The organism is Streptomyces sp. ISL-66, from assembly GCF_018614135.1.
Taxonomy (GTDB): domain Bacteria; phylum Actinomycetota; class Actinomycetes; order Streptomycetales; family Streptomycetaceae; genus Streptomyces.
Window position 1 is genome coordinate 1 of sequence record NZ_JAGGOW010000247.1, and the last position, 5,003, is coordinate 5,003.

Sequence of the window (5,003 nt, forward strand, 5' to 3'; positions counted from 1 at the left end):
CGCCGTCCCCCGTGCGCCCGCGCCCGGCCGCCGACCCGCGGCTCACCGCCGCGTACGGGCTCCCGCGCGGCCCCGGCGCCGATCCCACCGGCCCCGAAGCGCTCGCCGCCGGCCACACCCGGGCCTTCGCGCTCAGCCGGGCCGGCCGCACCGAGGAGGCCCTCGCCGTCTACGCGGCCGTGGCCGAGGGCCGGGCCAGGGTGCTGGGCCCGGACCACCCCGACACCCTCGCCGCGCGCCAGGAGGCGGCGTACGAGACGGGCCTGCTCGGCCGCCACCAGGAGGCCTACGAGGGCTACCGCTCCGTGCTCGCCGCTAGGGAGCGGACCGTGGGCCCGCGCCACCCCGACACCCTGCGCTGCCGGCACAACCTGGCCTGCGCGCTCGGCGCACTCGGCCGCTTCGCCGAGGCCCATGCAGCCGCCGCCGAAGTCGCCGCCGACCGGGAGGCGGTGCTGGGGTCGGAGCACGCGGACACGCTGCTGACCCGCTACGAAGCGGCGTACGCGCTGGGCCGGCTGGAGCGGTGGGAGGAGGCCCTGGCCGGTTTCCGGCACGTGGCCGCCCTACGGGAGCGGGTGCTGGGCCGCGACCACGCCGACACGCTGGCCGCGCGGTACGAGGCGGGCATCGCGCTCGGCCGCACCGGCCGCCCGGCCGAAGCCCTGGAGCTGTTCCGGGAGCTGGTCCGCGACCGCACCCGCGCGTACGGGGCCGCCGATCCGGAGACGCTGCGCGCCCGGCACGTCCTCGGGGTCAACCTGGGGCGGCTGGAGCGCTGGGAGGAGGCCGTGGCCGAGGCCCGGCAGGTGGGCGACGCGCGTGCCCGGACGCTCGGCGCCGAGCACCCCGACACGCTGGTCAGCCGCCGGGAACTGGCCGTCGGGCTCGGCCGGCTGGGCCGTTGGGACGAGGCGCTGCCGGTCTACCGGGAACTCTCCGGCATCCGCGAACGGTCGCTGGGCGACGACCATCCCGACACGGTCGCCGCCCACGCCGACGAGGCGCACTGTCTGGAGCGGCTCGGGCAGGTGTGTTACCAAGAGCCATGACGACCTCGCGGGGCTTCAGCACGGACGTGTACGACGCGGTGATCGTGGGAGGCGGCCACAACGGACTGGTCGCCGCCGCCTACCTGGCGCGGGCGGGCCGCTCCGTGCTCGTCCTGGAGCGGCTCGGCCACACCGGCGGGGCCGCCGTTTCCACCCGGCCGTTCGCGGGGGTCGACGCCCGCCTGTCCCGGTACTCCTACCTCGTCTCCCTGCTCCCGGCGAAGATCGTGCGCGAGCTGGGACTGCGCTTCGAGGTGCGGCGGCGCGAGATCTCCTCGTACACCCCCGTGGAGCGCGCCGGGCGGCCCGGCGGGCTGCTGGTCGGCGGCGGCGGGGCGCGCACCCGGGAGTCCTTCGCGCGGCTGACCGGCTCGGAGCGGGAGTACGAGAGCTGGCGCACCTTCTACGGGACCACCGGGCGGGTGGCCGAACGGGTCTTCCCGACGCTGACCGAGCCGCTGCCCACGCGGGCGGAGCTGCGGGCCAGGATCGACGACGAGGCCGCCTGGCGGATGCTGTTCGAGGAGCCCATCGGGCAGGCGGTGGAACGGGAGTTCGCCGACGACCTGGTGCGCGGGGTCGTCCTCACCGACGCGCTGATCGGCACCTTCGCCGGTGCCCACGACCGCTCGCTCGCCCAGAACCGTTGCTTCCTCTACCACGTGATCGGCGGCGGCACGGGGGACTGGGACGTGCCCGTCGGCGGCATGGGCGCGCTCACCGGCGCCCTGGCGCAGGCGGCGCTGGCGGCCGGGGCGGAGATCGCCACCGGACACGAGGTGCTGCGCATCGAGACGGACGACACGACGGCCTCGCCGGCCGAGGTGACCTTCCGGACGGCGACGGGCGAGGGGCGGGTGGCCGGGCGGGTGGTACTCGTCAACGCCTCGCCCAGGTCGCTGGCGGAGCTGCTGGGCGAGGACCCCGCGCAGCCGGAGGCCGAGGGCGCCCAGCTCAAGGTCAACATGCTGCTGAAGCGGCTGCCCCGGCTGCGCGACACCTCCGTGGACCCGCGCGAGGCGTTCGGCGGGACCTTCCACGTCGCGGAGGGGTACGAGCAGCTCGCGCGGGCCCACGCGGAGGCGGCGACCGGCGAACTGCCCTCCGTACCGCCTTCGGAGATCTACTGCCATTCGTTGACGGATCCGACGATCCTGGGGCCCGAGCTCGCGGAGCAGGGCTACCAGACGCTCACCCTCTTCGGACTGCACGCCCCGGCGCGGCTGTTCCGGCACGACAACCAGGGGGCGAGGGAGGTCCTCCTCGCCGCCACCCTCGCCCAACTGGACGCCCACCTGGCGGAGCCGCTCACCGACTGCCTGGCCTTCGACGCCGACGGCCGCCCGTGCATCGAGGCGAAGACCCCGCTCGACCTGGAGCGCGAACTGCGGCTGCCCGGCGGCCACATCTTCCACCGGGACCTGTCCTGGCCGTATTCCGAGCCGGATGGATCGGACGGACCGGACGGACCCGAAGGACCGGGGGGTCCGGGAGGCCGATGGGGAGTGGAGACCGCCCACCGCAACGTACTGCTGTGCGGTGCGGGGGCGGTACGCGGCGGCGGCGTCAGCGGGATCCCGGGTCACAACGCGGCGATGGCGGTGCTGGGGCACTGATCCGGCGGTCCGGCTCCCCGGTCAGGCGACGGGGTCGATCACCACGATCGGGATCTCCCGGTCGGTCTTGGTCCGGTACTCGTCGTAGGAAGGCCAGTGCCTGACCATCTGGGGCCAGAAAGCGGCCCGTTCCTCGGAGGTCGCGGTGCGCGCGACCCCCTGGACGATCTTGGGGCCGACCTGGACGCGGACCTCGGGGTGCTCGGTCAGGTTCCGGTACCAGAGCGGATGCGCCGGGTCGCCGCCGTTGGACGCGACGATGAGGTAGCGGCCGTCGTCCTCGCCGTAGATGAGCGGAGTGCGCACCGGCTTGCCCGACTTGCGGCCGACCGTGGTGAGCAGCAGGGTCTGGGTGTTGTTCCAGAACTGACCCTCGGTCCCGCCCGATCCGACGTACAGCTTCACGTGGTCCAGGGTCCAGCCCGGCTGGGGGTCGATCGGATTGTCCCAGTCGATGTCGTTCATTCGGTTCTGCCCGCCTTCGTATCGTCGGTACCGTCAATGACTTCGGGTTGAACGGTCAACAACCCACAACAACGAATTCCAACGCCGCGGGGCACGGTTCCCATCCCCGCCGACCGTCGTTCGGGCAGCTATGGCGCGATCCGGCCCACGACGAGGGCCTAATCCGCCGAGCGGGACCAGCCGGTGGCCTCGATGCGGGCGGCGTCGGCGGGGCGGTCCTCGGCGAAGAGGAGACGGGCGGGCTCCGCTACGCGCAGGACGTCGACGTAGACCCCGCGGCCCACGTAGCGGCCCTGCGCGGTGTGGCGCAAGCGCAGGCGGACCGCGCGGCCGGCCCAGGCCGTGAGGGGGGCTTCGAGGCGGTGCCAGATGCGGCCCGACCAGCCGGTGACCTGGCCGCGCGGCCACTGCTCGGCGGCTCCGCCGGTGGTGCGCACGGTGCTGAAGGGGAGCGGCTCCCAGCTCTCCCCGTCGGCGGAGGCCTCCACGTGCAGGGCTCCGCCGCCGGGCACGGTGTCCCACCAGAGCGCGCAGCGCAGCCGGGCCGAGCCGGTGGCCGGTGTGAGCGGGGGCAGGGTGAGGGTCCCGGAGGCGCCGGTCTCCATGCCGGAGTACCAGGCCGGGCCGCCGTGCTTCGTGCGGACGGGGACGGCCCGGGCGAAGCGGTTGCCGGTGGCGACGCGGGGGGCGCTGCCCGCGCGCCAGTTCCGCACGGGGTGGACCGAGTTGCCGAGCAGGATCAGGAAGGAGTCGGTGGAGGGGTCGAGGACCAGGGAGGTGCCGGTGAAGCCGGTGTGGCCGGCGGAGTGCGGGGTGGCCATGGCGCCCATGTACCAGTGCTGGTAGAGCTCGAAGCCGAGGCCGTGGTCGTCGCCGGGGAAGGCGGTGTTGTAGTCGGTGAAGAGCAGCTCGACGGAGGCGGGGCGCAGGATGCGCTTGCCGGCGTATACCCCGCCGTCGAGGAGGGTGCGGGCGAGGATCGCCAGGTCCCAGGCGGTGCCGAAGACGCCCGCGTGGCCGGCGACGCCGCCCAGGGCGTGCGCGTTCTCGTCGTGGACCTCGCCCCAGACGAGCCCGCGGTCGAGCCCGGACCAGGGTGGGCGCTGCACCTCGGTGGCGGCCGTGATCCGGCGCCAGGAGAGCGGCGGGTTGTAACGAGTGCGGTGCATCCCGAGTGGAGCGGTGATCTCGTCTTGGAGCAGGAGGTCCAGAGTGTGACCGGTGATCCGTTCCAAGAGCAGTTGGAGGGCGATCAGGTTGAGATCCGAGTAGCGGTAGACCGTCCCCGGGGTTTCCTGCGGCCTCACCGACCACAACAGCCTCAACTGGCCCGCGCGACTCGGCTCCCGGTAGAAGGGGGCCCAGGACCGCAACCCGGAGGTGTGCGTGAGGAGCTGGCGGACGGTGATCACTTCCTTGCCGCCGCCGGTGAACTCGGGCAGGTACCGGTTCACCGGCGCCTCCAGTTCCAGGCGCCCGCGCTCCATCTGCTGCACGGCCAGCAGCGAGGTGAACAGCTTCGACAGCGAGGCCAGGTCGAAGACGGTGTCCTCCGTCATCGCGATGCGCTCGGCGGCCGGGAACTCCCTCGCCCGGTCGGTGCGGCCGTCGTAGTCGGCGTACCGGACGGCGTCGCCCATCGCCCGGTGCAGGGCCACGGTGCGGCCCCGGCCGGCGAGGACCACGGCCCCGGCGTAGTAGGGGTGTTCGGGGGAGGGGCCGAGGAACCGGCGCGCCTCGTCCGCTACCCCTTCGAGGTGCCTCTCCAGCAGTCCGGCCTGACGGGCGGAGCCGTAGCGCAGCCGCAGCCCCTGGAGCGCGCGCCGCTCGGCGGCGCCCCCGGAGGCTCCGGCGGCCCCGGCGGCCCCGG

Annotated in this window: 4 protein-coding genes; 2 read left to right on the plus strand and 2 right to left on the minus strand. The window is 74.2% G+C overall.

Features of this window, described 5'->3' with window-relative positions; all coding sequences use genetic code 11:
- Positions 1–1,052 (plus strand): tetratricopeptide repeat protein (locus tag J7E97_RS35320; RefSeq protein ID WP_215035755.1); only part of this gene is annotated, 1,052 nt, incomplete at its 5' end.
- Positions 1,049–2,668, plus strand: a complete 1,620-nt coding sequence (locus J7E97_RS35325) for an NAD(P)/FAD-dependent oxidoreductase (protein ID WP_215035756.1) — start codon at positions 1,049–1,051, stop codon at positions 2,666–2,668. The genes J7E97_RS35320 and J7E97_RS35325, both read left to right, overlap by 4 nt.
- Positions 2,669–2,689: 21 nt before the next feature.
- Here J7E97_RS35325 and J7E97_RS35330 read toward each other — a convergent pair whose 3' ends face one another.
- Positions 2,690–3,133, minus strand: coding sequence for a nitroreductase family deazaflavin-dependent oxidoreductase (locus J7E97_RS35330; RefSeq protein ID WP_215035758.1), 444 nt, complete (start codon positions 3,131–3,133; stop codon positions 2,690–2,692).
- Between the two features lie 158 nt (positions 3,134–3,291).
- Positions 3,292–5,003: serine hydrolase domain-containing protein (locus tag J7E97_RS35335; protein WP_215035760.1), on the minus strand; the 1,712-nt coding region annotated here is incomplete at its 5' end.